30 protein-coding genes are annotated in these 26862 nt (G+C 45.2%); 2 read left to right on the top strand and 28 right to left on the bottom strand.

Going from position 1 to position 26862, the window contains the following annotated elements; translation table 11 throughout:
- Positions 1-10: 10 nt before the first annotated feature.
- From lon to ACPW7J_RS05900, 8 genes are all read right to left on the bottom strand, one after another.
- Positions 11-2395, bottom strand: a complete 2385-nt coding sequence (lon, locus tag ACPW7J_RS05935; RefSeq protein ID WP_424959497.1) for an endopeptidase La — start codon at positions 2393-2395, stop codon at positions 11-13.
- A gap of 47 nt (positions 2396-2442) precedes the next feature.
- Positions 2443-3714, bottom strand: a complete 1272-nt coding sequence (gene clpX / locus ACPW7J_RS05930; protein WP_424959496.1) for an ATP-dependent Clp protease ATP-binding subunit ClpX — start codon at positions 3712-3714, stop codon at positions 2443-2445.
- A 13-nt stretch (positions 3715-3727) separates the two neighbouring features.
- Positions 3728-4309 carry an ATP-dependent Clp endopeptidase proteolytic subunit ClpP gene (gene clpP, locus ACPW7J_RS05925; protein ID WP_161874440.1) on the bottom strand — a complete coding sequence of 194 codons (582 nt, stop codon included), beginning with the start codon at positions 4307-4309 and terminating at the stop codon, positions 3728-3730.
- A 31-nt stretch (positions 4310-4340) separates the two neighbouring features.
- Positions 4341-5675, bottom strand: coding sequence for a trigger factor (tig, locus tag ACPW7J_RS05920; RefSeq protein WP_424959495.1), 1335 nt, complete (start codon positions 5673-5675; stop codon positions 4341-4343).
- Between the two features lie 163 nt (positions 5676-5838).
- Complete coding sequence (locus ACPW7J_RS05915) at positions 5839-6459, bottom strand: CYTH domain-containing protein (RefSeq protein ID WP_424959494.1); 621 nt, start codon at positions 6457-6459, stop codon at positions 5839-5841.
- Positions 6460-6533: 74 nt separating this feature from the next.
- Positions 6534-7247, bottom strand: coding sequence for a 4-hydroxy-tetrahydrodipicolinate reductase (dapB, locus tag ACPW7J_RS05910; protein WP_424959493.1), 714 nt, complete (start codon positions 7245-7247; stop codon positions 6534-6536).
- Between the two features lie 37 nt (positions 7248-7284).
- Positions 7285-8601, bottom strand: coding sequence for a Na+/H+ antiporter NhaC family protein (locus tag ACPW7J_RS05905; RefSeq protein ID WP_424959492.1), 1317 nt, complete (start codon positions 8599-8601; stop codon positions 7285-7287).
- Positions 8602-8603: 2 nt separating this feature from the next.
- A complete protein-coding gene (locus tag ACPW7J_RS05900; protein ID WP_161874445.1) occupies positions 8604-9083 on the bottom strand; it encodes a hypothetical protein in 480 nt (159 codons plus the stop codon).
- A 143-nt stretch (positions 9084-9226) separates the two neighbouring features.
- Between ACPW7J_RS05900 and deoC the strand changes: the two genes are divergently transcribed.
- Positions 9227-9901 carry a deoxyribose-phosphate aldolase gene (deoC, locus tag ACPW7J_RS05895; RefSeq protein WP_424959491.1) on the top strand — a complete coding sequence of 225 codons (675 nt, stop codon included), beginning with the start codon at positions 9227-9229 and terminating at the stop codon, positions 9899-9901.
- Positions 9902-9934: 33 nt separating this feature from the next.
- Here deoC and ACPW7J_RS05890 read toward each other — a convergent pair whose 3' ends face one another.
- The 5 genes from ACPW7J_RS05890 to ACPW7J_RS05870 form a co-directional block, all read right to left on the bottom strand.
- Positions 9935-11095: a hypothetical protein gene (locus tag ACPW7J_RS05890; protein WP_424959490.1), complete on the bottom strand. Its 1161-nt coding sequence runs from the start codon at positions 11093-11095 to the stop codon at positions 9935-9937.
- A 202-nt stretch (positions 11096-11297) separates the two neighbouring features.
- Positions 11298-11642 carry a LytTR family transcriptional regulator DNA-binding domain-containing protein gene (locus ACPW7J_RS05885; protein WP_161874448.1) on the bottom strand — a complete coding sequence of 115 codons (345 nt, stop codon included), beginning with the start codon at positions 11640-11642 and terminating at the stop codon, positions 11298-11300.
- A gap of 185 nt (positions 11643-11827) precedes the next feature.
- Positions 11828-12049, bottom strand: a complete 222-nt coding sequence (gene rpoZ / locus ACPW7J_RS05880; RefSeq protein WP_161874449.1) for a DNA-directed RNA polymerase subunit omega — start codon at positions 12047-12049, stop codon at positions 11828-11830.
- Positions 12050-12051: 2 nt separating this feature from the next.
- Entirely contained in the window at positions 12052-12672 is a 621-nt protein-coding gene (gene gmk, locus ACPW7J_RS05875) for a guanylate kinase (protein WP_161874450.1), read from the bottom strand.
- Positions 12673-12739: 67 nt separating this feature from the next.
- On the bottom strand, positions 12740-13624 hold the full coding sequence (locus ACPW7J_RS05870; protein WP_424959489.1) for a YicC/YloC family endoribonuclease: 885 nt from the start codon (positions 13622-13624) through the stop codon (positions 12740-12742).
- Between the two features lie 199 nt (positions 13625-13823).
- On the opposite strand from ACPW7J_RS05870, the gene ACPW7J_RS05865 reads away from it, so the two are divergent.
- The gene (locus tag ACPW7J_RS05865) at positions 13824-15506 is read left to right on the top strand and encodes an Rqc2 family fibronectin-binding protein (protein ID WP_424959488.1); all 1683 of its coding nucleotides are present in this window, start codon (positions 13824-13826) and stop codon (positions 15504-15506) included.
- Here the strand turns inward: ACPW7J_RS05865 and ACPW7J_RS05860 are convergent.
- From ACPW7J_RS05860 to rpsP, 15 genes are all read right to left on the bottom strand, one after another.
- Positions 15503-17524: a hydantoinase/oxoprolinase family protein gene (locus ACPW7J_RS05860; protein ID WP_161874453.1), complete on the bottom strand. Its 2022-nt coding sequence runs from the start codon at positions 17522-17524 to the stop codon at positions 15503-15505. The two genes, ACPW7J_RS05865 and ACPW7J_RS05860, sit on opposite strands and share 4 nt — an antisense overlap.
- Before the next feature lie 161 nt (positions 17525-17685).
- Positions 17686-18366: a GTP pyrophosphokinase gene (locus tag ACPW7J_RS05855; RefSeq protein WP_424959487.1), complete on the bottom strand. Its 681-nt coding sequence runs from the start codon at positions 18364-18366 to the stop codon at positions 17686-17688.
- A gap of 4 nt (positions 18367-18370) precedes the next feature.
- Positions 18371-19225: an alpha/beta fold hydrolase gene (locus tag ACPW7J_RS05850; protein ID WP_424959486.1), complete on the bottom strand. Its 855-nt coding sequence runs from the start codon at positions 19223-19225 to the stop codon at positions 18371-18373.
- A gap of 327 nt (positions 19226-19552) precedes the next feature.
- Positions 19553-20215 (bottom strand): flavin reductase family protein, encoded by a 663-nt coding sequence (locus tag ACPW7J_RS05845; protein WP_424959485.1) that lies wholly within the window; start codon positions 20213-20215, stop codon positions 19553-19555.
- Complete coding sequence (locus ACPW7J_RS05840; protein WP_424959484.1) at positions 20208-21176, bottom strand: RluA family pseudouridine synthase; 969 nt, start codon at positions 21174-21176, stop codon at positions 20208-20210. The genes ACPW7J_RS05845 and ACPW7J_RS05840 overlap by 8 nt, the downstream gene beginning before the upstream one ends.
- Positions 21173-21622, bottom strand: coding sequence for a signal peptidase II (gene lspA / locus ACPW7J_RS05835; RefSeq protein WP_161874457.1), 450 nt, complete (start codon positions 21620-21622; stop codon positions 21173-21175). Before lspA ends, ACPW7J_RS05840 begins: the two co-directional genes overlap by 4 nt.
- A gap of 20 nt (positions 21623-21642) precedes the next feature.
- Positions 21643-22407: a DivIVA domain-containing protein gene (locus tag ACPW7J_RS05830; RefSeq protein ID WP_424959483.1), complete on the bottom strand. Its 765-nt coding sequence runs from the start codon at positions 22405-22407 to the stop codon at positions 21643-21645.
- Positions 22408-22422: 15 nt separating this feature from the next.
- A complete protein-coding gene (locus ACPW7J_RS05825) occupies positions 22423-22713 on the bottom strand; it encodes a YggT family protein (RefSeq protein ID WP_424959482.1) in 291 nt (96 codons plus the stop codon).
- A 7-nt stretch (positions 22714-22720) separates the two neighbouring features.
- A complete protein-coding gene (locus tag ACPW7J_RS05820) occupies positions 22721-23233 on the bottom strand; it encodes a cell division protein SepF (protein WP_161874460.1) in 513 nt (170 codons plus the stop codon).
- A gap of 23 nt (positions 23234-23256) precedes the next feature.
- Positions 23257-23961 carry a YggS family pyridoxal phosphate-dependent enzyme gene (locus ACPW7J_RS05815; protein WP_424959481.1) on the bottom strand — a complete coding sequence of 235 codons (705 nt, stop codon included), beginning with the start codon at positions 23959-23961 and terminating at the stop codon, positions 23257-23259.
- A 23-nt stretch (positions 23962-23984) separates the two neighbouring features.
- A complete protein-coding gene (locus tag ACPW7J_RS05810) occupies positions 23985-24956 on the bottom strand; it encodes an HlyD family efflux transporter periplasmic adaptor subunit (protein ID WP_161874462.1) in 972 nt (323 codons plus the stop codon).
- 14 nt (positions 24957-24970) lie between these two features.
- Positions 24971-25702 carry a tRNA (guanosine(37)-N1)-methyltransferase TrmD gene (gene trmD / locus ACPW7J_RS05805; protein ID WP_161874463.1) on the bottom strand — a complete coding sequence of 244 codons (732 nt, stop codon included), beginning with the start codon at positions 25700-25702 and terminating at the stop codon, positions 24971-24973.
- 7 nt (positions 25703-25709) lie between these two features.
- Entirely contained in the window at positions 25710-26210 is a 501-nt protein-coding gene (rimM, locus tag ACPW7J_RS05800) for a ribosome maturation factor RimM (protein WP_161874464.1), read from the bottom strand.
- An 80-nt stretch (positions 26211-26290) separates the two neighbouring features.
- Entirely contained in the window at positions 26291-26530 is a 240-nt protein-coding gene (locus ACPW7J_RS05795) for a KH domain-containing protein (RefSeq protein WP_161874465.1), read from the bottom strand.
- Between the two features lie 17 nt (positions 26531-26547).
- Positions 26548-26793 (bottom strand): 30S ribosomal protein S16, encoded by a 246-nt coding sequence (gene rpsP / locus ACPW7J_RS05790; protein WP_161874548.1) that lies wholly within the window; start codon positions 26791-26793, stop codon positions 26548-26550.
- Positions 26794-26862: the final 69 nt, after the last annotated feature.

Raw genomic sequence — 26862 nt, 5'->3', positions numbered from 1 at the left:
GATCACTCCACTATCTTACCAAAGCTTCATCCAATGCCTGGCTTACGTTATCGATCAAAACAAAATCCAATTGTTTCTTTACTACCTGCGGAATCTCGTCTATATCCGGCTCATTGGCTTTCGGAAGCAGGATCTTTTTGATGCCCGCGCGATGCGCCGCTAGAACCTTTTCTCTAATTCCTCCTACAGGCAATACCTTGCCGCGCAGAGTAACCTCTCCGGTCATTGCAACATCCCTTCTCACTGGAATTCCTGTAAGAGTTGAAATCACTGCTGTACACATGGTAACTCCCGCAGATGGACCATCCTTTGGCACAGCCCCTTCCGGCACGTGAACATGAATGTCATACTTTTTATAGAAATCTTCTTCAATCTGAAGACTATCTGCTACTGAGCGAATATAGCTGATACCTGCTTTCGCGGATTCCTGCATAACGTCGCCTAACTGTCCAGTAAGGACCAGTTTCCCCGTACCTGCAACAGCAGTCGTTTCAATTTGCAGTGTATCGCCGCCAACAGCTGTCCATGCCAGTCCCGTTGTTACACCTATCTGATTCTCACCCTCTACCATATCATAATGGAAACGGTGCTTACCCAGATACTTCTCCAAATTAGCCGGAGTGATGCTGTATCCTCTGGCCTTTCCTGTAACAATCTTTCTCGCCACCTTACGACACAGGTTGGCGATCTCCCGCTCCAGATTTCTGACACCGGATTCTCTGGTATAGTAGTTAATCAGATCACGAATAGATTTCTCAGAAATTTTGATGCTCTCTTTTTTCAGGCCATGTTCCTTGACCTTTTTCGGTATCAGATACCGCTGTGCAATCTTTACTTTTTCTTCTTCTGTATAGCCGGGAACCTCTACTACTTCCATTCTGTCCAATAAAGGCCGCGGAATGGTGTCAATAGAATTGGCTGTAGTAATAAACATTACCTTCGACAGGTCAAACGGTACTTCCAGAAAATGATCTGTAAAGGTATTGTTCTGTTCCGGATCCAACACTTCTAACAGCGCCGACGCCGGATCGCCCTTAAAATCCGCTCCGATCTTATCGACCTCGTCAAAGAGAAATACTGGATTGTTTGTTCCGGCATCCTTTAAGCAGGAAATAACTCTGCCCGGAATCGCGCCTATATACGTTCTTCTATGACCGCGGATCTCAGCCTCATCTCGAACGCCGCCTAACGACATCCTGACAAACTCTCTGCCCGACGCTCTGGCAATAGACCTGGCAATGGACGTCTTTCCTACGCCCGGGGGGCCTACCAGACAGAGAATCGGTCCTTTGATTCCTTTAGAAAGATGAATTACCGCCAAATATTCCAGTACGCGCTCTTTGACCTTGTCCAATCCATAATGATCCTGATCCAGAATCTTCTCTGCCTTTTTCAGGTTGATATTCACCTTTGAAGATGTATTCCAAGGCAAAGCCAATATTGTTTCCACATAATTTCTGATAACGGTAGCCTCTGCCGAGTTTGGCATCATTTTAGAGAATTTGCTGATTTCCTTTTTAATTTTCTCTGCAACCTTCTCGTCCAGCTTCAACGCTTCCAGCGCCTGTATCCAATCGTCGGCTTCGATACCGGCGTCCTCATTGACACCCAGTTCTTCCTGAATCGCTTTCATCTTTTCTCTCAGGAAATATTCTCTCTGGTTATTATCGATACTCTCCTTTACCTTTTGAGAAAGCTCCTTCTCAATAACGGAAATCTCATTTTCTTCCGCAAGCATAGTGGCCAGCATCTGAATTCTCTCTGAAAAATCCAATTCCTCCAGAACCCTTTGCTTTCGTGAGACAGAGACAACCATCTGATCGGCGATCTTATCCGCCACCACATTGGCTTTCTGGCTGGAAAGAATCTTTTCCACAGTCTCATCCGTTACCTGTCCGCTAAGAGCCGCGTATTTCACGAAATTATCATTTAAAATCCGCATTGCCGCTTTGTCCTTAGCGGATAAGGCCTCAACCTCTATATTCTCGTCTAACTCGCAGACTCTGCAGGACATGTAGGTATCCTCTGTTATCCGCTCCTCCAGTTTCGCTCTGCAAATACCTTCCACCAGAACCCGCACCGCATCGCCTTGAATTTTAAGCATCTGCTTGATCTTCACTACTGCGCCGGTTTCATAAATATCATCAAAAGTCGGAATCAGCACATTGTCATCCTTCTGACTGGAAACAAACATCAGCTTATCCACAGCCATTGCCTTCTCAAGCGCTCTGATCGACTTCTCCCTTCCTATATCAAAATGAACTACTGTATTAGGAAAAATTGTTACGCCTCTGAGCGGAATACATGGATAGACCTTAGCCGGAGTCTCCAGTTCTTCTTCCTGTTGCTCTGCTCCACTCTGAAGATCCTGCATTTCCTTCTTTTCTTCACTCATTCGCTTTTCCTCCTCCCTCTAAAACAAGGCGACATATGCCGCCTGTATTACGAAGCGTCCGCCTCGTTGTTATTCTTCTCATCATCAAAAACTAGCGTGGGTTCTGTTTCCGACTCAATGGTCGCCTTCGTTATGATGCATTTTTTCACGTCTTCACGCGAAGGGATCTCAAACATGATGTCCGTCATAGCCTTTTCAAAAATACTCCGCAGGCCTCTGGCTCCTGTCTTCCGCTCCAATGCTTTTCTCGCAATAGCCGCTACAGCATCGTCTTCAATGTCTAAAACAACATTGTCCAGATCGAACAGCTTTTTGTACTGCTTAATCAAAGCGTTTTTCGGTTCCTTCATAATTCGAACCAGAGCATCCTCGTTGAGTTCCTCCAACGTTACGATCACCGGTAATCTGCCGATAAATTCCGGAATCAGACCGAACTTCAGCAAATCCTCCGGTTGAATATGAGATAACAGATTTTCTTCTGTTTCCTTTATCCTGGTCAGTTCGGAATTAAATCCGATGACTCTTTCTCCCATCCTTCTCTGAATAATATTTTCCAGTCCATCAAAAGCGCCTCCGCAAATAAACAATACGTTGGTCGTATCAAACTGGATAAATTCCTGATGCGGATGCTTTCTGCCGCCCTGCGGAGGTACGTTGGCTACAGTACCTTCTAAAATTTTCAGAAGAGCCTGCTGTACTCCTTCTCCGCTGACATCCCTGGTGATAGAAGGATTGTCGGATTTCCTGGAAATCTTATCGATCTCATCCACATAGATAATACCCTTCTGTGCTTTCTCCACATCATAGTCCGCCGCCTGCAGCAAACGAAGTAATATATTTTCTACATCCTCGCCTACGTATCCTGCCTCTGTTAAGGCTGTAGCATCAGCAATGGCAAAAGGAACATTGAGAATCTTAGCCAGGGTCTGCGCTAAGAGCGTCTTGCCGGAGCCGGTTGGCCCAATCATGACGATATTACTCTTAGATAAATCAACATCACTATTTTTGTCATTCAAACCGTTAATCCGCTTGTAGTGATTATAAACGGCCACAGCCAAAGCCTTCTTTGCCGTATCCTGACCGATAACATAGTCGGACAGAGTTTGAAAGATGTCTTTTGGTTTCGGCAGCTCATACTCTATATTACTTGTAGTCGCTTCTTCCTCCCGGATCGCGTCCTCCACGATGTCCATGCACATTTCTACACATTCATCACAGATATATACTCCCGGTCCTGCAACTAATCTGCGTACCTGGCTCTGCGGTTTTCCGCAAAAAGAGCATCGCAGCTGTTTCTTGTCGTCATATCTCTCTGACATATATAGCCCCCTATTATTTTGATGTGATTACCTTATCGATCAAACCGTATTCAGCAGCTTCAGCCGCACTCATAAAATTATCTCTGTCGGTATCCTTCTCAATCGTTGACAGATCTTTACCTGTATTTTCACTGAGAATCCGGTTCAACTTATCTTTGGTTTTCAAAAGCCACCGCGCGTGGAGCTGTACATCGGAAGCCTGCCCCTTTGCGCCGCCCAGCGGCTGATGAATCATAACCTCCGCGTTTGGAAGCGCAAATCTCTTTCCTTTTGTGCCTGCCGACAGCAAAAAAGCGCCCATACTGGCTGCAAGTCCTACACAGATCGTAGACACATCGCATTTGATATACTGCATCGTATCATAAATAGCCATGCCGGCGGTGACAGAACCGCCGGGGCTATTGATGTAAATACAAATGTCTTTATCAGGGTCTTCTGCTTCTAAAAATAACAGCTGTGCCACTACCAGAGAAGATATATGATCGTCAATCTCCTCTCCCAGAAAGATAATCCTGTCCTTCAGTAATCTGGAATAAATGTCGTAGGAGCGTTCTCCTCTGCTGGTCTGTTCAACCACATATGGTACTAATGCCATTTTACATGTCCCCCTTATTCTCTGTACACGTTTATTTTTCTTCTACTTCAGCCTCTGGCGCATCCTCAGCTTTCGGCTGAACCATCTTTACTTCCGCCTTATCATACAGCATATCGATGACCTTCTTCAACTGGATGTCCTTCATGAAGAAAGTAATATTCTCCACGCCGATCATCTCTCTAACCTTCTCTACATCCGTATTATAAGCTTTTGCCATATCTGCAAGCTCCGCTTCCAATTCTTCCTCGGAAACCTCGATCTTCTCCGCCTCTACAATAGACATGAGTACCAGTCTGGTCACAACCTTTTTCGTCGCGTCGGCTCTCAGTTCTTCTCTGAACTCTGCCGCGTCTTTACCCATGAACTGCAAATACTGTTCCAGAGACAGACCCTGATATCTCAACTGATGATCCAGATCCTGCGCCATGCGGTCGATCTCATCTTCCACCATGACTCTTGGAACATCTGTCTTGTTAGCCTCGTACACTTTTTCGATAATCGCGTCTTTTGCCGCGTTGAGCGCCATCGCCTCAGCGTTCTTCTGTAGTCTTTCCTCAGTTGCCTTCTTTAATTCATCTAAAGTGTCATATTCGCTGACATCCTTCGCAAATTCGTCGTCAAGCTCCGGCAGTTCTTCTACTTTAATTTCGTGAACGTGGCAGTGGAATACAGCTTCTTTGCCTGCCAGACTGTCTGCATGATACTCCTCAGGGAACGTAACAACTACATCCTTCTTCTCACCGACATTGACGCCTACCAGCTGTTCTTCAAATCCCGGAATAAACATGCCGGAGCCGATCTTCAATTCCTGGCTTTCCGCTGTGCCGCCCTCAAACTGTTCATCGCCGACAAAACCCGCGTAATCCAAAATTACAGTATCGCCCTCCTGAACCGGTCTTTCGGCCTGAACCATTCTGGCGTTCCTCTTCTGCAGCGCCGCAATTTCCTTGTCAACATCCTCTGCGTTGACCTTAACTTCTTCTTGTTCTACTTCAACTCCCAGATAATCCTTTACCTCGATAACAGGATATACCGGAACAGTAATCGTGATAGTCAAAGGTTTTCCCTTACCTATTTCAGAGAATTCAGCAGCCGGACTGTCGATTACTTCCAGTTCCAGTTCGCGAATCGCGTTGGGATAGCTTTCCTGGAACAGATTATTGATAGCATCCTCAAAAAAGATACCTTCACCATAATGCTTTTCGATAATGCTTCTCGGAGCCTTGCCCTTTCTGAAGCCGTCTATCATGAACTGATTCTTAGACGCCTGATATGCTTTTACTACAGCAGCCTCAAACTCCTCAGCTGTGAAATCCATGGTAAACTTTACATCGTTATTTTCTTTTGAAAGAAAGGTTGTTTTCATTGATATATATCCTCCTAAAATTATAGCAGATTCTGCATGGCATGTGCCAAATTCAAACATAGAATGCATATTATTATACACTTTTTAAGCGTCAAAGTAAAGGAAAATAGCAAAAATGACTGCTAAAAACAGTCATTCTGCATAAAAAGAAGTATTTTTCGTCCTATTTCATCAAATCCAGACCTCTTTTATACTTGCTTGTGTCTTCAGTACGCAGCTGGTACTTCTCAGCTATGGTCTGCCCCAGCTCCGTCATATCGGCTTCATCACCCGAATAGAGTTCAATTTCCAGTTCAGAAATCGGAGCGGTTCTGCCACAGCAGACAATCTCTCCCTGATCTACGGACAACTCGCAGATCGACTTTCCTGTATCGAGACGCATTTGCCGGCGCTTAAAGAAAATATCCATCACAGGCAGCAGCGTTCTCTTACCTACCACCTTTTCCAGCACCTCGCACATTTCGCTCTGATCGAAGATACGAATATCCGGCGTGTAAAGCTTTTTTTCATCATCTACGGGAATGTTTATTTCTTCCCGTTTATGCATGCCGTCTTCGCTGGATCCATTCCACTTCAGTGTAGCAACCAGTCTGTTTCCTTCTTTTCGCACACGAAAAGCAATGCCTTCTCTATACAGCCTACGGTCTTCTGTGTCAAAATATACTGCATGCATCTCTATTTCTTCGTCTGTCTTTTGATCTTTTATCTTCAAAAGATAAGGATCCTGAAATATTCTTTTGATGTCTGATTCATCTCGTATCAAATACTTGAGTTCAATTTCCATACTTTCCTCTTCTTTTCCTATGCGTATATAAATGTTTATCGCTCCATATGTTCTACCACAAAAAAGTCATTTCGTCAATAGAATACGTCTTCAATAGGATAAAATCCCGGTTTTCTTCCTTGCAGCCACAGGGCAGCTTCAATCGCGCCCTTAGCAAATATTTTTTTTGAAAACGCAGTGTGGCGTATTTCAATCACTTCATCCTTCATTGCAAACAGAACGGAATGTTCGCCAAAAATCGTGCCGGCTCTGACACTATGAATGCCTATTTCATCTCGCCGTTTGGTTTCTCCTTCTCTGCCGCAAAGCCTTGGATGCCTTTCCTCCGGATCACAGGCATCCGCTAGCATCAAAGCCGTTCCGCTAGGCGCGTCGGTCTTCATGCGGTGATGCTTCTCGACGATTTCTATATCACTGCATCCAGTCAGCAGAGGCGCGGCAAAACTCACAATTCTTCCCATTGCATTGATGCCATAGGAGAAGTTAGAACTCTTAATCACCGGAACTTTTTCCGAAAGACGCCTGATCTGATCCGCGTCTTCCTTGCTGAAGCCAGTGGTAGCAAATACAACGCCTACCTGCCCGCCCTTTGCCGACAAGTAACTGACGATAGACGGCAATGCATCAGGATGACTGAAATCAATAACCACATCAGGCTGCGGTATGTCAGAAAGACTCTCGCCCAACGCGGGTTCTATGCTGTAAACCTGATCGATTCCTGGATTTTGCAGAGCCATATCGCGTACGATACGTCCCATAGTACCTGTTCCTACAATAGCCAGCTTCATTCTCATTCCTCCTCTCAGAAAATATCTGTTATACAGTTTATTCTCTGCTAAAAGGATTTGCTACTTTTTTCTGAATGCCATAACATAACGGCGTTACATAAAGGAATAACGCCAAAGGTACAGCGCTGTATCCTACCTGCATAAACGCAAGCGGCACGGTACAGGCAATCGCCCACGGAACAACGCCCGCTAACACGATAACGGAATTCTCCAAATCTAATGCCAGTTCCTCCTTTGAGGCGCCTGCCTCAGCATAAGGTTTTTTCATAATATCACAGCACATCATAGAAGCAATCGTTTGATTGCAAAAGATACTTAACGTCACCATAGATAACAGTACCATAACAGGAAAACGTCCGATCCTATCAGTCAGAGCCTTTATTCTCCCCTGCAGGCCGCCGAGCAGATCTGTTCCCGAAAAGATGCCGGAATATGTACTGGATAACGCCACGATACACACTACCTCTATCATGGAAATCATACCGCCTCCGTTGATAACCGCGCCCATAGCGCCCTTTGAAGTATATCCGGCGACCATGGATACAAGCAAAGACGACACGTCCATATTCTGAACAAAGATGCTGACAGTCATTCCGCTGACAATGCTGATCAGCATTGACCAAATCACACTGACCTTCATCAGGGGCAACGCCACCATACATACAGCCGGGAGAACACACCAGACAGATACGGAAAATTCACGCTGCAGAGTTTCTAAAAATCCCTGATCCACACTATGTATAGGATTGGCAAAGGACAGAGCGCCATAAACTGTCAAACAAATCAATATCGGTGGGATTCCGGTTTTCATCATCCTTTTTACATTGCCCATAAGCTGCGTATGGGTCACTGTGGCAACCAGTACAGCGCTGGACGATACGGGCGAGCCCCGATCTCCGAAATAAATTCCGCTCATAACAACCGCAGCCGTCAAGACTTCATTAACATCTCCGCTTCTGGCCAATGCCATGAAAATAACGCCTACCGTTCCCGCTACGCCAAAGGATGTTCCCAATGCATATGAAAGAATGCAGCTGAGCAAAAATGTAATCAGCAGAAACAGACCCGGCGTAATCACTTTGATGCCATAATAAACAAAAAAGGTGATTGTGCCGGAAGATCGCCATACTGCCGTGATAAAACCAATGATAAACATAACCTCTACCACTACCAAAGCATCTTTCAAACCGCCGGCTCCCAACTTGACGATCTCCCGGACAGAAAACCCTTTGCTTACGGCAGCTGCAGAAAATGCTGCCAGACCAACAAAAAGAGCAATGACCATGGTATATCCACTGACGATACACCAAAGCATTGCTGCTATAAATACCATGAAACTTATGACGAGAGCCATAGTTATCTGTCCTCCTTGCGGTTTTTCAGAAGTTCTTCGATAAGCTGCTCATTGAGCATACGCTGCGTTTTTCTTAAATCGCTCTTACCGGACATATTGGTCAGCTGCATGACCCACAGATATTTCTTAAAAGCGCACTGTTCCATCCGCCGCGCTACAGCCCGGTTAACCAACACCGCCTTATCTCTCGCACCGATCAGATAAACTCTGGCGATGATACCGCTTCGCATCCTTTTGATCTCGATAATACTCTCCGCCTGCGTCGTCTCTGTAATAGCTTCTTTGATTTCACTGGCAATTGTCGCGCCGATCAGACGCGATTTTTCGTTGACCATCAAAATCCAAAACGCTCCACATGCAACGCCGCCTAACACCGCAGATAAAATCTTTCCAAAACTTTCCGCCGTACAGGCGTACATGATCATTCCAAGCAGAGGGCTGATCCATTTCAGCTTTTCAATAACACGAACTATTTTTTCCATCCTAATACCTCAAATTCCATGTTGTGGTGTTTTTCCTAAATTATTATATGCGCACATCACCATAATGTCAAAGGAAAAATCAAAGTTTATCATGCCCGGGTTTTGTGGTAAAATTACTATATGTATATGGAAGGAGAAATTTCATGAAAATCAACACCTACATCGACCACACGTTGCTAAGGCCCGACGCCTCAGAAGCAGATATTGCCAATCTCTGCGCTGAAGCTATTTCCTACCAATTTAGCGCCGTCTGCGTCAACAGCTGCTACGTTTCTCTGGCGGCTCGTCTGCTTTCCGGCACAAACATATCCATTGCCAGCGTAATCGGGTTTCCTCTGGGCGCTATGTCTACAGCGTCAAAAGCCTTTGAAGCAGAAGACGCCTGTATAAACGGCGCTTCGGAAATCGACATGGTGCTCAATATTGGAAAGCTAAAGGATGGAGACGAGGCCTATGTTGAAGCAGATGTTCGAGCCGTAGTAAAAGCTGCTGAAAAATATGGCGGTTCTGTAAAAGTCATTCTGGAAACCTGTCTGTTAAACGATGATGAAATCATTCGCGCTTGCCAGCTGGCAGAAGCCGCCGGAGCACACTTTGTAAAGACTTCTACCGGATTTTCTACCGGCGGTGCAGAAGCTCGGCACGTTGCTCTGATGAGAAGTTGCGTAGGCAATCGTCTAGGCGTCAAAGCCTCTGGAGGTATTCGAAATCTTGAAACGGTCAAGACTATGATTAAAGCAGGCGCCAATCGAATTGGCGCCAGTGCAGGCGTTACCATCATGAAAGAGGCTGCGGAGCAAGAAAATACAGACTTCTGATCCGATGTACGGCCTCAGAAAGGATACTATGGGTTAAGATGCCCTCAACGCCAGTTCTTCTCTGTAATACCGGTTCAAATACCGCAGATGTTCTGTACGATTGCTGATAGCTTTTCCTGTATACGGATTGATATACCCATATACGTCGGAAGCCTGTGGGAATCCATAGTAACAGAGCGCTTCATCAATCTGAAAGGTTAAATCGTCAAGCTCTCCTACCGGAAAAGCGCCGACATTCTCATATAAATATGCACAAAGGCCGTCTATCGTATCAAAGGAAGTGTATAGCTCCGCGAATCGATCGGCGGCATTTCTTAATTTTTTGCCGTCGTCATCCGACTCTTCCACGTCGGAATAAAAGTCCAACTCCCATATAACAGCAGCAGCTTCTTCTCCAAGCAGCAGTGTGTTCCAGTCCTCCTCCTGATAATCAGACATAACATATGCTCCGTTGCTCCAACCATCATCACTGTAGTTAACGTCCGAGTTATTATCGCACATGGTAAACATCAGCGTTACCACTGTAATCAGAACACCGATGATACTGCCCCATGACTGCATTTTACTTTTTTCTGCCGCTTCACTCTCCGACTTACCGTCCTGATTCAATGCGTTCGCCGTATCTGATGAAGATGATGATCCCTTTATCTCAGCCTCATACTCCGAATTGATTCTGATATTTTCTTTCATAGTATCGCGAAGCTGCTCCGCTCTATGCTTTAACGCGGATAAATCAGGCTTTATCATCTCTTTTTTACAGTTCTTCTCCGGAGCAGATCCCTCTTTCTCACTGCCTAATCGCTCTTTTACATCCTGCGCAAGTCTTTGCAGAGGATGCGTCTCCTCGTCCTCCATTCTCTGACGCTTTTTTACATACGCTTCTTTTTTCTTCTCACGGTACTGCTGTCTTCCCTTTTCTTCGGCGCTTCTTTTCCTTTCCTTCTCTCGCTCTGCATGCAAACTCCTTTTCTTAGGATACTGTGCCTCAGACTCTGTTTGAAGACCGCCTTCGCCAGCCATACGATAAGCTTTCTCATAGGCAGCGTTTAACTCCGCGATCTTCCTTCTTACGTACTCCGGATCATCCTCATAATCGGCGCTTTTATACTTTACCAGACGCCGTGCATAGGCTGCCTTCACCTGCTCCTTCGTCGCATCCTCCCTTAGTCCCAACATTAAAAAATTTCTATCCATCGCGTACCTCTTTTAACTTTCACGTTTCTTCGACAGCAAAATTCTTTAATGATATTATATAATAATTTAATCACAATCGCAATAGTCTTCAATGACAATAGCGTCAATTTTCATCTTTGACTGTAGAAAGTAAAATTCCACCCTATTTAATTTTAGGATGGTCTTTCTTTCTATAAGCGCTTAATAGATCTAATTTTGGAGTTTATTTCTGCATTTCACCTTTCTTCTGCAGAAAATGCTTATATGTTCTTTTTGCCTTTACAAAATTATCTCTCCCTAACGCAAACTGCTCGCCGTTATCAAAATAAATACTCTGCTCCGCCATTGCCTCCACACGCTCCATATTGATATAGCAGCCTTTGAGACATGGGTAAAAGCGTCCGTCTAATATGGGTTCTATGTTCTCTATTTTCTCATAGTAATCAAAATCATGTCCTTCTGTCATCACGTGTAACTTTCGATTCTTACGTTCAATCAAAACTACATCACTGAGCTTTATTCTTGCACTTACGGCGCCACTGATAATAGGAAGATATTTCTCTGCCACACGATTCACTCCCTCCACTTGCTAGCATTTTCTACTTTCATTATAACGCGCCCAATAATGGAAGTAAATGTAAATTTATCGACCACATTCGACAAAACAACTGTAATCTGTCGAAGTGTAGCCAACAATTGTTATAAAAAAAGCGCGCCGCCATGCGACACGCCCCCTATTCCCGTTAGTTCAAATTACAGCTCTGCTCCTTCTACAGCCAGATCTTCCTCTCTTTTATAGGTGATCAAATCTTCTGCGATCTCATGAGCCGCAATAGAAACCGGTTTGTTAATTTCACAGTCAGTCAAAATCGGTTTACCGTCGATAATATGACGCGCTCTCTTTGCTGCCATAATAACAATCGTATAACGGCTGTCCGCCTTTTTTCTGATTTCATTGATCGATGGATATAACATAACTACACTTCCTCCTTATACATCTCGATGAGTTTATAGATACTCTTAGATACTCTGGAATGCTCTGCCGTAACGATTGCCTTCACTCTTGCTACCGCTTCTTCCAGTTCTCCGTTGACTACGCAGTAATCATATTTATCTATGTAGGAGACCTCCTTCAGCGTTTCAGAAAGCCGCAGATTGATAGCTTCTTCCGTTTCAGAACCACGACCGGTAATCCTCTTACGCAGCTCCGCCATAGACGGCGGCAGAATAAAGATGAACACTCCCTTTGGATAAACCTCTTTCACGCTGAGCGCACCCTGAATATCGATTTCAAGGACTACATCAATACCCTTTTCCAGCTTTTCAATTACTTTCGCTTTCGGCGTGCCATAATAATTGCCGTAAACCTCTGCATATTCCAGCAATCCGCCCGCTTCCACTTCCTTCAGAAATGCTTCCTTCGTAGTGAAATAATAGCTGACGCCTTCCTGTTCTCCAGGGCGAGGACTACGTGTGGTCATAGAAACAGAAACCTCAACCTTCGTATCCTCTACCAGCCTCTTACAAATTGTTCCTTTGCCCGCGCCTGAAGGTCCGGAAATGATAAACAGCTTGCCTGTATGTTCGACTTTCTCCATTTTTATCTCCTAAACAAGTTCGTATGGATAAATATTGTACCATATCCTGATAAAAAAATCAAAACAATTATTCGATATTCTGTACCTGCTCGCGTATTTTTTCGATCTCCGCCTTTATCTGCAGCATGAGAGATGTGATTTCAATATCATTGGCCTTTGAGCCGATCGTATTGGCCTCTCTGTTCATTTCCTGCACCAGGAAATCCAGCTTCTTTCCGTCAGGCTCTTTACTGTTTTCGATAATGGATTTCATCTGATCCATGTGGCTCTTTAAACGGGTTAATTCCTCAGTAATGTTGCACTTGTCCGCAAAGATAGCGGCCTCCACCAGGATACGATCTTCCGGTATGGCTGCGTTGCCTGCCAGAAGCTCTTTGATCCTGTCACGAAGCTTCTCCGTATACGCTTTCGGAACAAGCTCAGACCGTTCCTCGATACGGTCAACCAATTCCTTGATGATTCCTCCCCGCATTAAAAGATCTTCCGCCAGCTTCTCGCCTTCAATGCTTCGCATTGCTTCAAGATTCGCGGCCGCCTCCCGCACCGGCTGAAGAATACATTCTGTCATTTCGGCTTCATCGTCCACATCAGGTATAGCCTTCAGCACATCGGGCATACTTGCCAGCATAGACAGCGTGATCTCTCCGCTGAGATCAAAGGAACTCTGTAAAGACTTCAGATTGTCGTAATACTGCTGCGCAAGGGTCGTATTCAGATTTATGTGAACGTCGTTTTCTGTCAGGTTTTCTACCATGATCGACACATCCACCTTGCCTCGCTTAATCTTCTCCTTTACGGTATTTTTCACCTTGTCCTCTACAAAGGAATACCTACGGGGCATCCGTACAGAAATATCAGAGTATCTATGGTTAACAGATTTAATCTCCACGATAATACTCCTCTTTCCGTCATTATATTCGCCTCTGCCGAAGCCTGTCATACTTTTTATCATCTAACGTTTCTCCTCTGCTTCTTTCATTCATGATAACTAGTCTATTATAACACAGTTCCCATCCGTTGACAAATCAATCCTTTCTGAGGTACAATATAAAAACTGGCCGCGTCAACCGGCCAAAGCTATTGCGCGAAAATATCCGAAGGCTGCCCAGCCTTTCAATCATACGATAAATAGTGTAAAAGGAGTAAGTAAGATGGCTTTTGACGGAATTATCACCTGCGCCATAGTGCGCGAGCTGCAGGACACCATTATCCTGGGCAAAATTGAGAAAATATATCAGCCGGAAAACGATGAACTGGTATTTCACATACACACCCGCGCTGGAAACGTAAAGCTGTATGCTTCTGCTTCCAGCAACCACGCTCGACTGCATTTTATCGAAGAAAACCCTGTAAATCCACCTGTTCCTCTAGCCTTCTGCATGCTGCTTCGAAAGCATCTTTCAGGAGGACGCATTGTCGAAATTTGCCAAAAGGACGCAGAACGAATCATTGAAATTTCCCTGGAAACTCTCAATGAGCTTGGTTTTACCGTCTCAAAGAAACTGATCTTTGAAATCATGGGCAAGCATAGCAACATCATCCTGGTAGACATGTCCACAGGAAAAATTATCGACAGCATCAAAAGGGTTTCCATCGACGCCAGCAGAGTGCGTCAGTTATTGCCCGGTCTGATCTACCAATACCCGCCGGCTCAGGATAAGATATCTTTCAAATTTCTTCCAGCCGGTTGTCTTAATGATTTACACGCTGGCAATGACAAAGAATATCTTTCTCGAATCGGCGGTATTTCCCCTGCTATCGCCAGAGAACTGGCAGCCAGTCAATGTCCCGAAAGCCGCATGTCCGATATTGCGGAAAGCATCAAGCAGAAATCCTTTGTACCCAGAGTATATACGGATGACAAGGGAATACCCCAAGAATTTCATATCACTGATCTGACCGAGCTGGAGGGCAGCGCACAACGACGCGACTTCGACAATCTCAGCCATTGTATTGCCTGGTTCTATGATCACAGACAGTCGTCTAATCGGGCAAAGCAAAAGTCCAGCGACCTTATCAAATCGGTAGGTTCTGCTCTTGACAAGCTTTACCTGAAAAAACAGCGTCTGTCGGAGGATCTTTTAAAGGCGGAAAATTCGGAGAATCTTCGGCTGTTTGGCGAACTTCTCACGGCGAATCTTCATTTGGTGAAAAACGGAGATAAAACGGTAGATGTAATCAATTATTATGATAATTCCACTGTGACGATTCCTCTCGATCCTCGCTTTTCTCCGTCGAAAAACGCGCAGCATTACTACAAACGCTACGGTAAGGCCATGACAGCTATTAAGGAAAAGCAAATCCAGCTGGAAGAAACCGGCAGCGAAATCGATTATCTGGAATCAGTGTTGTCCTATCTGCAAAATACTGATAAAATCGATGAGATCGAAGCGCTTCGAGGCGAACTGGTTGAAACCGGTTATATTCGTCGCCGCAAGCAGCAATTTAAAGAAAAGAAATATAAGGCACAGCCACATAAATACATTATCGACGGCGGTTTCACCGTATTGGTGGGACGTAACAACAGAGAAAACGATATTCTAACTCTGAAAACCGCCGCTAAAACAGATCTCTGGCTTCATACCAAGGATATTCCCGGTTCTCACGTGATCGTGCAGACCGGCGGCATCGACTTAAGTGAAGACGCCATATTTCAGGCGGCGGCCATTGCCGCGTGGCACAGTAAGGGACGCGATAGTGAAAATGTGCCCGTGGACTATGTAAAGGTCCGTTACGTGAAGAAACCTGCCGGCGCTAAACCGGGCATGGTAATCTTCACCAATAATCGAACGGTTTGGGTCAATCCTGCCCTGCCGAAGGACAGTAAAAGCTAAAGTTCCGTAGTTCGCGCCACTACTTCAGCGCCTAAGAACAGTCTGTTTCCCTCTCCTGACAGATCATAGTGATCCTCTAAGACCTCTACCTCTGTCTTCAGATTGCGTTCAGCGCCTTGTTCGCGCGCTTTCTGACAGGCTCTTTCCTCTGCCAGAGCCTTTGCCGCTTTTACAGCATCATGGTAATATTCATAATACAAAGGCGTTGGACCACCTGTAACTCTAAAGCTTCCCGTTTCTTCCCCGGCGGTTTCGGTTCCGCCTGTATAAGGCTCTATTCTGACTACATACTGACTGTTCACGCTGCCCGCTGCCGCGCCGATCGCGTTAGCGACCATGGCAAATGCTGGAACATCCGCCTCCGCGTCGAGCAGTCCTGCCACGTCTCTTACGAAGATTCCCGACGGCGCTCCGATACCGATTACACTCATTTTCGCTTTAAAATCCGGCTCTACAAACGAAAATCCCTGACCGTTCCGTCCTTCAAAGATTCGTTTCGCAAGTTTTTTCACCGCCGCAACGTCCTCCGGAGGTAATTCTCCGCCATTCTCATATTGCATCAAAATTCTAATTAAATTATGATATAATCGCATCTTTGCCAGGTTATAAATATCTTCACAGATTCCGTTATAGCTTCGTTTCGTTACGCGGCGCAAATATTCAATGCCCAGCTGCGACGCACGAATATTGTAATCTGTATAATCACCTAAAACGTGCATCACATCCGTAGGTGTGACGCCGCATCTAAGGAGTATTCCTTCATTTTCCAATCGCTCTGTGCGCAAAATATACGGACTGATTCCTATAGCCTTAGCCGCATCCTCATAGATTAAGGGGCCGTCCTCCAACGCGCGTATCAGCTTTCTCTCACTTTCCGTGTACTTCTCCCTCTGTTCTGCCGTTTCAGGTCCTGCGGCCAGTAAAAAAAACTGATGGGCCGGATAACTGTACCTGCCCAAAGAGGACACCAATTCTTCCAGCCTCTCCGTGATCTTAGGATACTGTGAAGCCGCCATACAGAGTGGAATCACTCTGCGCTTTTCCAAAAAAATCCCGTTGTCATTGTATTCCACCGCCGTATCGCCGCCTAGGGCAAAGGTATCAATAGTAACTCCCTTCACCATGGTTTTCCATCCGCCGATCGTAATGCCTGACTGACTGGTTACCGGAGTACCGTCTCTAACCATAGCGACATCGCTGGTAGTGCCTCCCATATCCACGATCAGAGCATCCTTTTTCTCTGACAGTTCTAAAGCGCCTATGATACTAGCGGCCGGACCGCACAGCAATGTCTCTACTGGACGCTTCATAGCATAATCTCGGTTCATAATACTCCCATCGCTTTTTACAATCTGCACAGGTAAATTCATTCCCATTTCTTCTAAGGATCCGTCTATGGAGTCAAAAAACTTTTCCATCACCGGTATCAGTCTCGCGTTAAGCAAAGCCGTAGCTCCTCTTTTTTGTACATTGATCTCCTGATAGAGATCATAACCCCGCACGCACGGAATACCCAGTTCTTCTCTGACAATGTTCTCTGCTTCTTTCTCATACGCCCCGTCATTATATTTGGCGTTGATCTGTACCAGCGCCACGCTGTCATAGACCGCAAAACTCTCTCTCACTTCCTGCCGAAAAGCATCCCAGTCCGGTCGGCTTTTCGTCTCTTTTGCTCTGGCAGCGTCACCGTCCAGAAAACAAATTTCGGATACCGGCGGTAAACCGTATTCTCCCTTCATTTTCTCTACAACAGCTGGCTTCACGCCAATAAAGACCAGCTTCGCCCGTCCGCCTTTACCTTCCACACAGGCGTTAGTCGCCAAGGTTGTTGAAAGTGATATCGAATCAGCAGCCTTTACCTGGTCCTGATCCAGCGCTAACAACGCTTTGAGAATACCTTTCTTCAAATCCTCTTTTGTCGTCAGTGTCTTTCCCCAGGATAAAACCTGATGGGCCTTTGTATCATAAACCACAGCGTCGGTACAAGTACCGCCCGTATCAATGCCTATCGTAATCATCACTTTCTCCTCTCGATTTTATCTTACTACACCACACACGTTGCTTGCTTCAACGCTTCCGTTGAACAAATTCTATGGTAAGTGTACATTATACACCTTTTAAAGACTATAAAAAAAATCCTAAAAATCAAGAAGATTTTTAGGATTTTCCCATCATTATTCTATTGATCCTGATCTCGCGTTCTTCCAATCTTCTCGCGAATCTTCATCATCCTAATATCCGTTCCGGCAATCACGTCGGCACACTCTTTCAATTCCTCCATAATCTCGTCGGCATTGCTGATATCCTGTTTATACTTCATCTGGTGTTCCAAACTGGCCCAAAAGTCCATCGCCACCGTCCTAATCTGGATTTCTACACGCATCGGCCGTTTTTCATTAGTAAAAAATACCGGAACCTCCACGATCATGTGATAACTGCGGTATCCGTTAGGTTTCGGATTCTGTATGTAATCCTTGATCTGAATCAAAGTGATATCATCCTGATCGGCCAGCATCTTCGCCACCTTATAAATATCGTCTACAAAAGAGCAAATGACCCTGATGCCAGCCACATCATTAAGGTTGTCTTCGATGGACTGCAGAGATATCTCATCACCCTGGCGCTGCAGTTTTTCCAGAATACTCAAAGGCTTTTTCCGTCTCGATTTGATAGATGAAATTGGACTATGCCCATATAAGGCCAGCTCGTCGTTAAGAATTTCCAGCTTGGTTCGAACCTCACGAATCGCAGAATTATACCGCATCATCAGCAGATCAAAATTCTCAAGAATCTCCTTTGCCTCCTCAGAGTCTTCCGGCAAAAATAGGTTCATCAGTTCTTTTAATTTACCTTCTTCCATGTGTCTACTCCCCCTCTGTAATAAACGCTGCAATCGTCTCTATAACCGCATCCCCTGTAGCCTGCTCTCCTCCATTATGGATTTCATGACAATACCCTGGCCATTCCATATAGGTGAACCACGGCGCGTCCTGATACCGCTTTGCGAACTGTCTGCTTCCCCCGATATGACAAATCTTGTCCTGATCACCGTGCATCAGAAGAAACGGTTTGCCGTCAGCCCTGTGATTATCCTCATTTGAGCCGTCAAAAAGACTTCTGCCAATATCAAAGCTTTCTGCCGCGCAGCGGAGAGATATTTTCGAATGCACCAACGGATCAGCCTCATAGGGTCTGACGTATTCCAGATTGCCGAGATCCTTTTCAGGAAACTTCTGACTGATCGTTGCCCTCGGAAAGAGCTTGGAAGCAGCCTTTACCACGCCGTATAGAGGTTTCGGCACATCCATGACCAGTTTAATCCACGGCGCGCTGACGATATACTTCACCGGCACGTCATTATGGCTGCCTCTGGCGCGGTAATCCAAACAAATGTTGCCTCCCATACTATGGCCGTACAGAATTAACGGCAGTCCCGGATAAAGCTTCTGTGCTTCCTCGATCAAAGCGTCCACATCCGCCAGAACCTCTTTTCTCGGAGCCGTGTCTCCCCGCACGCCCAAGGATATGCCATGACCTCGAAGATCCATGGATACGATAGCAATCCCATGTGCTGCCAGCTTTTCCGCCATGCGCTGATATCTGCCTGCATGTTCACCGATCCCATGAATCAAACACATCACATATCTGGCATTCTCACACGGAAAATGGTATCCTGCCACCGCGTGATCTCTCTTTTCCAAATTGAAATTATCGTACATCTTTCTCGCTCCTTTTTTGCTTTTTTACAAAAAATCCCTAAAAAGCTACAAAAAACCACTAAAAACCGACATCCCTATTGACTTTTCGTCTTTCAGTGGTTTACATTATCTATACAAACAAGAGGCTCGAAGCTAATTCAATATAAGGAGGTTATCCGCTATGAAAAACAATTGCTCCCTTTGCGGAAACATCTACCATAATAAAGTTTTCAAAGGCGGATTCGTCTGCGAAGACTGTCTTACATATATCAAAAATACAAAGAGATAAGTTAATTCACCTTTAACCTGACTCTCCAGTTACAAACAACCCGAATATCTAACTCCGCTTCAGCCTCTTCTTTGTTTTTGTCTTCTGCTCTTTTCTGTGCTTTGCTTCCTCTTTCGCCGCGTCTTCTCTGCTTTCTCTCTATTAATTCGTCTGCGAGTTTTCGCTTTCATCACAGAATATCCGAATTTTCCTAAAGGCTGTCTCTTTATTCCGAAATACTCCCCATGACAGTAAGCCAAAAGACCCGCCTTATCTAAGCGAATTCGCCCGTCCTCATCAAAAATTGCTTCTTCCGCGTGAACTCGCACAATTTCCGCGAGAAACATATCATGAGACGGAAACTCCTTTACTTCAAAGACTTTGCACTCTAAGCTGACCGGCGACTGCACGATCAACGGGCAATCCACCAGCTCAGCTGGTTCTATCGCCAATCCCGTCTGTTCAAATTTATTTACATCCCGCCCTGATCGGACACCGCAGTAATCCACTGCTTTGACCATATCCTCCGTCGTCAGGTTGATAACAAATTCTCCGCTTTCAGAAATCAAATGATGGGAATGCCTCTCCTTGCGCACTGAAACATACGTCATAGGCGGCTGGGAATTAATAATTCCCGTCCAGGCAATTGTAATCACATTCACATCCTGTCCGCTTCCGCAAGTCACCAGTACCGATGGTACCGGGCTGAGCATAGTAGACGGCTTCATCGAAATCTTACTCATTTTTTGCTCCTTCCCCTGCAGTCAATCCTCTTGACCGCAGCTTTTCAAGCTGTTCCTGAAAATACGCGGGCAAAGAACTGTCAAATTCCATATATTCTCCCGTTCTGGGATGAACGAACCCCAATACCTTCGCATGAAGCATCTGTCCATCGGCCCTTCCGTCTCGTCTCGGGCCGTATATCGGATCTCCCACCAGCGGATGATGAATATATGCCATATGCACACGAATCTGATGAGTACGCCCCGTCTCCAGCCGCGCCTCTATCAAAGTGTGTCTGCCAAAACGTTCCAACACGCGGTAATGGGTTACGGCATGTTTGCCGTGCTGACCATCCGTAACCGCCTGACGCAATCTGTTTCTGACATCTCTGCCGATCGGCGCGTCAACCGTTCCTTCGTCTGCCTTGATGTTATCATAAACTAGGGCCTGATAACGTCTGGTAACAGAATGAACCGCCAGCTGGTTAGATAACGACTCATGCGCCGCATCGTTCTTAGCAATCATCAAAAGGCCGCTGGTATCCTTATCAATACGATGCACAATCCCTGGTCTGATAACTCCGTTAATAGAAGACAAACGATCTCCACAATGAAACATCACCGCATTAACAAGCGTGCCGCTGTAATTACCGGCCGCGGGATGAACAACCATGCCTCTTGGCTTGTTCACCACCAAAACATCATCATCCTCATAGACAATATCGATAGGGATATCCTCCGGTTCTACTGACAAGATCTCCGGCTCCGGTAAATTGATTTCAACCAGTTCTCCTGTCTGCACCTTATATTTCTTAGACCTGCATTCTACTCCGTCTACCTTTACGCTTCCTCTTTCAAAAAGCTTCTGAATAAAACTTCTGGAGATATCCGGCAACAACAAAGAGAGCACGAGATCAATCCTTGTGCCCTGCTGATCTGCTTCTATATAAAATTGCTCATATCTCTCTTCTTTTTCCATCATTGTTTCTTCAGACGTCCGTCTGCCAATACGTAAACCGCAAAGAGAGCACAGCCCACGCACACGCAAATATCGGCCACATTGAAAATGGGCGGGAAAATACTGAAATCAAGCATATCGGTTACGCTGCCGAAAACAATACGATCAATAAGATTTCCGACGCCTCCCGCAATGATCAGCGCCCATGCTGTATACAGCGTCCAATGTTGATCTCTGTGCCGGTGAAAATACCAAAGAGCAATCCCAATCGCAATGAGAGGAACCAGTACCAGCAGAACCCGTTGTCCGCTGAACAAGCTAAAAGCTGCCCCACTGTTGCGAATATATGTCAGACGAAAAAAATCTCCTAATATGCTAATCGATTCGCCTATCTGCATATTACTTCTGACAGCCAGTTTAGATACCTGATCCGCTGCAAGAAGGACAGCGGCCAGGATATAATATCTCACATCCTGCCTCCCGCGTTTTATTATTTATCATCCCAGGAAATAACCCTGGTTTTAGCCATATCATCGCTGCTTTTATCGGAAGACGACTCGTTCCGATCTGACAGGCCGAAATCATCACGTAAAATATCTTCCAATGAACGGTCCAGAACCATGGTGTCATTAGACGTATCCCTCTGCAGCTGCTGCGTATATGCGCGCTCATCCCCTTTACTCACGGTTTCGGCTTCCGGTATCTTTCTCACCATTGTCTCTCTGACAGTTTCACGAGCCGGCGTTCTTTCCTTTTCGTGTCTTTCTGTCATAGACGCAGGCATAAATTCTGCTTCTAAATCAGCGAAAAGATCTTCGCTGGATCCCTCCAACTGATTCAGCTCATCCTCCAAAAGCTGCCGGTAACGTTCACGGAAGCGGCTGACTTTGACAGCCAATCGTTCCCCTTCCTCGGTTAACTTGGAAACAGAATCCTTAGCTTCTCGCTGAATAGATTCGGCATCCATCTGCGCGTTACGGATAATAATCTCCGCCCGCTTTTCAGCGCTTTCTGATATATCGTTCATCAGCTTCTTCGCAGATTCCAGTGTATTGATCACAGATGACTCAGATTTCTTGTATTGCGCCATATCCAGATTCAGCTTCTCGACCTGCGCCTGCAGCTGTTCCTTTTCAGCTAACAGCGCCTGCAAATCTAATATGATCTCATCCAGAAATTCATCAACTTCTTCTGCGTTATATCCTCGCATGGACTTGGAAAATTCTTTGTTCTCTATTTCCAGTGGAGTAATCATATCTCTTTCCTCCTGTTAAATCGCCACTATCAAAAGAATACGGATCAGAACTCTTGCCACGATTTCCACCAGGAAAAAGGCCAGAAGTACGGAAAAATCCAACATACCCGTATTCAGATTCAACTTCTGCAGCAGCATCCTGCACGGCGCTACCACCGGTTCGGTGATCCTGGCCATAACCATGTAGGCTTTTCCCAACGGTGAATACGGATTCTGTCCAAACCAGCTCAATATTGCCCTAAGAACCAGCGCCATCGTGATCAGATTTGCGAACCATCCGATGGCTCTGCATAAAATAATAATCAAAACTTACTTACCTCCAGGGACTTTTTTCTTCCGCCCCAAAATCAAAGGATGTTCTCTCATCCTGAGAAGCGGCAATGTCCACGTTTTCTGGTGCAAAGATGAAGATGTTATTAGCCACCTTCTGTACATTTCCATTGAGAGCATAAGTTGCACCGCTCATGAAATCAAAGATTTTTCTGGCTACTTCGGTTTCCAGCTTTTCCAGGTTGATGATGATCGGCCGTCTTCCTTTCAAACTGTCAACCAGCTTCGGACACTCCTCAAAGGCTTTCGGCTCGATGAGCACCAGCTTAAAAGCGCTGGTATTAGCTACAGAAAAACGCTTCTCCTGTGTCTTTGATGAAGCCGGCGTATAAGGCTTCTTTTCATGACCGGACGAGGTATCGCTGTAGGACCGTCTCTGCGGCGGCTCCTTTGCCAGTTTCTCCTTTGCCGCGATAACTTCTTCTTCCGTAATCATTTCATCTTCGTCAAGTTCTTCAATTCCGATAACTTTTTTGATTGAATCAGCAATGCCCATTTTTTCATTTCCTCCTGCTTTTCTTATTTTTCTTCACTGCGGTAGTCTCTATACCCGAAGATCGCTGTTCCTACCCGAATCAGATTGGAACCTTCTTCAACGGCTGCCTCAAAATCATTGGTCATGCCCATGGAAAGGTATTTGAAATCTACCCGGTCTATTTTCTCATTCACGTATCTGTCATAAAGCTTTTTTACTTCTGCGAAGTACGGACGCGCGTCGTCAGGATTCTCCTCAAAAGGCGCGATACACATGAGCCCTCGAATGCGAATATTCTCGCACTGTTGAGAAATGTCATGAATCAGCTGATCCGTCTCGTCTGTAGTAATACCAAATTTGGATTCTTCCATTGCCGAATTAACCTGAATCAGTATATCCATGGTTAAATCATGCTGCGCGGCCCGTTTGTTAATTTCCTTAGCCAGATGCAGAGAATCCACCGAATGAATCATAGATACTTTATCGATGATATACTTTACCTTATTAGTCTGCAGATGACCGATAAGATGCCAGCGCACAGATTTCACACGATCATATTTATCCATAATTTCCTGCACCTTATTCTCACCAATATCAGTAATACCTGCGTCAATAGCCTCATTCATTTCCTCCGGCGTATGAAGCTTCGTTACGGCAACCAGAAGAACATCGTCTGCTGTCCTTCCTGATTTCTCAGCCGCCTTTGCCTTTAATTCATTGATATATTCAATATTTGATTTGATTGACACCTTTACACCTGCCTCTCATTTTATTATTTAGGATTCTTCAAAATTTCATCATAAATTTCAACAGTGCTGATGGTTTCCTCTTTATCATTCACAAAGGATCCGTCGGCCACTAAGGAATACTTGCCGTCTGTCTTATATATCAGGATTGGCACGAAAAAGTAATTGCCCGATTTTCCTTTTACATAAACACCCTTCTGCCCTTTTTCCTCTGTGATGCTGTCATTCTCCAGAAGCAATCCTCTCTGTTCATACGTGACCAGATTGACCTTCGCAGTTCTGGTTTTTGCAAAACCGCTATAGTAGTAATCTGTTTCCAATATGATGCGCACCTTGCCGTCCATTTTTTTAATCTGGCTGACCTCTGTCCTGACCACATCGTCCTCAAACTCTACATCGATTTCCTGTCCCAACTGATACCGTTCGGCTGAACTCTTTTCCACGAAGCACACCAGATACCATCTAGTTCTGTCAGTAACCTTGTATACAGGCTCGCCTCTGGCTATACTGTCACGTTTCAAATCCAAAACCTGATCCTGTGTCACTTTGCTGTAATAGTTATATCCCATGTTCTCCATGGTCTCCGGCGTCAGCTTATTTTCGTAGCCGTCGGCATAATAACATACGATACCGCTTTCTTCCGTTGCAAACTCATTAGTTATCACCGCGCTGTCATCCAGTCGTGTGAGCATATCCGCATAGCTGCTGTCCGTTTCACTGTCGCTTCCTCCTGTTACTTCCATAACAGAAGTTCCTTTACGAATCAGTGTGCCTTCTTCAATATATCGGTTAGCGCTGCCTCCCTGTCCTGCCAGATAGACCTTTTCATTTCGAACAAGCCATCCGTCAGTTTCATCGGTAATCTTCAGCTCACCATAAACCGCCGTATACGAAGCCACCAAAGCGCCCGTTACTTTCGGTACAATATAGATGGCCACATACAGGATGATAATCATGATAAAAAATAATATGATTGGTCTTTTTTTGATCTTATTCATATATTCATTTTACATCATTTTATTACTTTGTCCAATACTTTCTGTTCATCTTTTGACAATTCCCCGTGATTCTTCACAAATTCGTCAAAGAGATCCGGCCGAACTGCTTTGGTCAACAATAAGGACTGTTCAAACTTCCAGAGATGAATCAATTTATGATTTCCCGAAACCAGTACGTCGGGCACATCGTAGCCGTTATAGCTCCGCGGCTTCGTATACTGGGGATACTCTAAAAGTCCACTGTAAATAGATTCCTCTGTAGCAGAATCATCGCTGGCAAGAACACCTGGTATTAATCGCGCTACTGAATCGATAAGCACCATAGCGGCCAACTCACCGCCTGTTAAAATATAATCTCCAATAGATACTTCTTCCATATTCCAATGATCCAGGACGCGCTGATCTACACCTTCATAATGACCGCACAAAACCGTCAGTTCCCCCTCAGCAGAAAGTTCTTTTATCTTCGCCTGATCTAGAATTCTTCCCCGGGGCGACATATACAAAATCTTCTTCGGCCTGGGCTGTATGCTTTCCAAAGCGTCAAAGATCGGCTGAGCCGCCATAACCATACCAGGTCCGCCTCCAAAAGGATAATCATCTACTCTGCGATGTTTATCCTTCGTGTAATCCCGAATATTGATGAAGTCAAGCTGCAGAATACCTTTTTCCGCGGCCCTTCCTAAAATGCTCCCGGTAACGGCCGTAAACATCTCAGGAAATAACGTCAGTATATTGATTTTCATATGGCGGCTAACCTTCTATCATGCCTTCGATAAGCTGTACCTTAACATATCCGTCTTCGATATTGACTTCCTTGACGAATTGAGATACCGCAGGAATCATCGCTTCACCGCCGGAAGGCATGCTGATCACATAGATATCCTGTGTAGACGGCTGTAAAACATCCTTTATCGTTCCGATAATTTCTCCTCGATCTATATCGATAACAGATATTCCTATCAAATCTCTTATATAAAAGGTATCCTCCGGCAGCTCCGCTAAATCGCTCTCTGTAATATATACGTCTTTATTTTTCATGGCCTCCGCCGCGTTCCGGTCGTTAATACCGGCCAGCTTCAAAATAACCATGTGCTGCTGATACCTGACTTTTTCAATTTCATACGGCGTTTCGTCCACAATGATGCGGTCCAGCTCCTCATACCTCTCTCGATAGCCGGAATAATTATAGATCTTCACTTCTCCCCGCAAAGCCACCGCGTTGACGATTCTGCCAATTTTAATCTTTTCCATTCTTCTCCTGATTATATTTCAGGCACATGAAGATACGTCCGCCGTACACCCATGTGCCCTTGTCTTTCCAGATCGCCGTCTTACTCGTCTTCTGAAACGATCTCCACGACAACTTTTTTGTTTTCTTTCGTAGCTGCAGCCTTCACCACGGTACGGAGCGCTTTAGCAATCCGACCTTGCTTGCCGATCACTTTTCCCATATCCTCAGCCGCAACCTGAAGCTGCAAAACGCTGCCGTGCTTATCCGTTTCTTCTGTCACAACAACCTGATCCGGATGGTCGACCAGCGACTTTGCAATTGATTCAACTAACTTAGTCACGTTATTTCACCGCTTTCTTATTCAATGATGCCAGACTTCTTGAACAGACCCTTTACAACATCTGTAGGCTGCGCACCGTTGGACAACCATTTCTTTGCTTTTTCATCGTCAATTTTAATAACAGGCGGCTCAGTAAGCGGATTGTAATATCCGATCTCCTCAATGAACTTACCATCTCTGGATGTACGGGAATCTGCTACAACAACTCTATAAAAAGGCTTCTTGTGAGCACCCATTCTCTTTAATCTGATCTTTACCATTATCTTGTTCCTCCTTAGAAATTTTAATTATAATTGTTTATATATTGATTGCCTGCTGCAGACCTGACGGCA

The organism is Ihubacter sp. rT4E-8, from assembly GCF_049852125.1.
Taxonomy (GTDB): Bacteria; Bacillota; Clostridia; order Peptostreptococcales; family Anaerovoracaceae; genus Senimuribacter.
This window is presented reverse-complemented; position numbering and strand designations above follow the sequence as displayed.

Bases quoted from the DNA above. Each gene is read 5' to 3' on its own strand.
- ACPW7J_RS05830 (WP_424959483.1), bottom strand. From the start codon at position 22,407: ATGATTACTCCACTGGAAATAGAGAACAAAGAATTTTCCAAGTCCATG.
- ACPW7J_RS05855 (WP_424959487.1), bottom strand. From the start codon at position 18,366: ATGGAAGAAGGTAAATTAAAAGAACTGATGAACCTATTTTTGCCGGAA.
- ACPW7J_RS05900 (WP_161874445.1), bottom strand. From the start codon at position 9,083: ATGGAAAAAATAGTTCGTGTTATTGAAAAGCTGAAATGGATCAGCCCT.
- ACPW7J_RS05865 (WP_424959488.1), top strand. From the start codon at position 13,824: ATGGCTTTTGACGGAATTATCACCTGCGCCATAGTGCGCGAGCTGCAG.
- ACPW7J_RS05905 (WP_424959492.1), bottom strand. From the start codon at position 8,601: ATGGCTCTCGTCATAAGTTTCATGGTATTTATAGCAGCAATGCTTTGG.
- ACPW7J_RS05850 (WP_424959486.1), bottom strand. From the start codon at position 19,225: ATGTACGATAATTTCAATTTGGAAAAGAGAGATCACGCGGTGGCAGGA.
- ACPW7J_RS05810 (WP_161874462.1), bottom strand. From the start codon at position 24,956: ATGAATAAGATCAAAAAAAGACCAATCATATTATTTTTTATCATGATT.
- clpX (WP_424959496.1), bottom strand. From the start codon at position 3,714: ATGTCAGAGAGATATGACGACAAGAAACAGCTGCGATGCTCTTTTTGC.
- trmD (WP_161874463.1), bottom strand. From the start codon at position 25,702: ATGAAAATCAATATACTGACGTTATTTCCTGAGATGTTTACGGCCGTT.
- ACPW7J_RS05845 (WP_424959485.1), bottom strand. From the start codon at position 20,215: ATGAGTAAGATTTCGATGAAGCCGTCTACTATGCTCAGCCCGGTACCA.
- tig (WP_424959495.1), bottom strand. From the start codon at position 5,675: ATGAAAACAACCTTTCTTTCAAAAGAAAATAACGATGTAAAGTTTACC.
- lon (WP_424959497.1), bottom strand. From the start codon at position 2,395: ATGAGTGAAGAAAAGAAGGAAATGCAGGATCTTCAGAGTGGAGCAGAG.
- gmk (WP_161874450.1), bottom strand. From the start codon at position 12,672: ATGGAGAAAGTCGAACATACAGGCAAGCTGTTTATCATTTCCGGACCT.
- clpP (WP_161874440.1), bottom strand. From the start codon at position 4,309: ATGGCATTAGTACCATATGTGGTTGAACAGACCAGCAGAGGAGAACGC.
- ACPW7J_RS05820 (WP_161874460.1), bottom strand. From the start codon at position 23,233: ATGGGCATTGCTGATTCAATCAAAAAAGTTATCGGAATTGAAGAACTT.
- rimM (WP_161874464.1), bottom strand. From the start codon at position 26,210: ATGGAAAAGATTAAAATTGGCAGAATCGTCAACGCGGTGGCTTTGCGG.
- ACPW7J_RS05890 (WP_424959490.1), bottom strand. From the start codon at position 11,095: ATGGATAGAAATTTTTTAATGTTGGGACTAAGGGAGGATGCGACGAAG.
- ACPW7J_RS05915 (WP_424959494.1), bottom strand. From the start codon at position 6,459: ATGGAAATTGAACTCAAGTATTTGATACGAGATGAATCAGACATCAAA.
- rpoZ (WP_161874449.1), bottom strand. From the start codon at position 12,049: ATGTTATATCCATCGATCAATGAAATCAGAAAAAAGGCGGACAGCCGT.
- deoC (WP_424959491.1), top strand. From the start codon at position 9,227: ATGAAAATCAACACCTACATCGACCACACGTTGCTAAGGCCCGACGCC.
- ACPW7J_RS05860 (WP_161874453.1), bottom strand. From the start codon at position 17,524: ATGATTACGATAGGCATTGATACGGGCGGTACTTGTACCGACGCTGTG.
- dapB (WP_424959493.1), bottom strand. From the start codon at position 7,247: ATGAAGCTGGCTATTGTAGGAACAGGTACTATGGGACGTATCGTACGC.
- ACPW7J_RS05870 (WP_424959489.1), bottom strand. From the start codon at position 13,624: ATGATAAAAAGTATGACAGGCTTCGGCAGAGGCGAATATAATGACGGA.
- ACPW7J_RS05840 (WP_424959484.1), bottom strand. From the start codon at position 21,176: ATGATGGAAAAAGAAGAGAGATATGAGCAATTTTATATAGAAGCAGAT.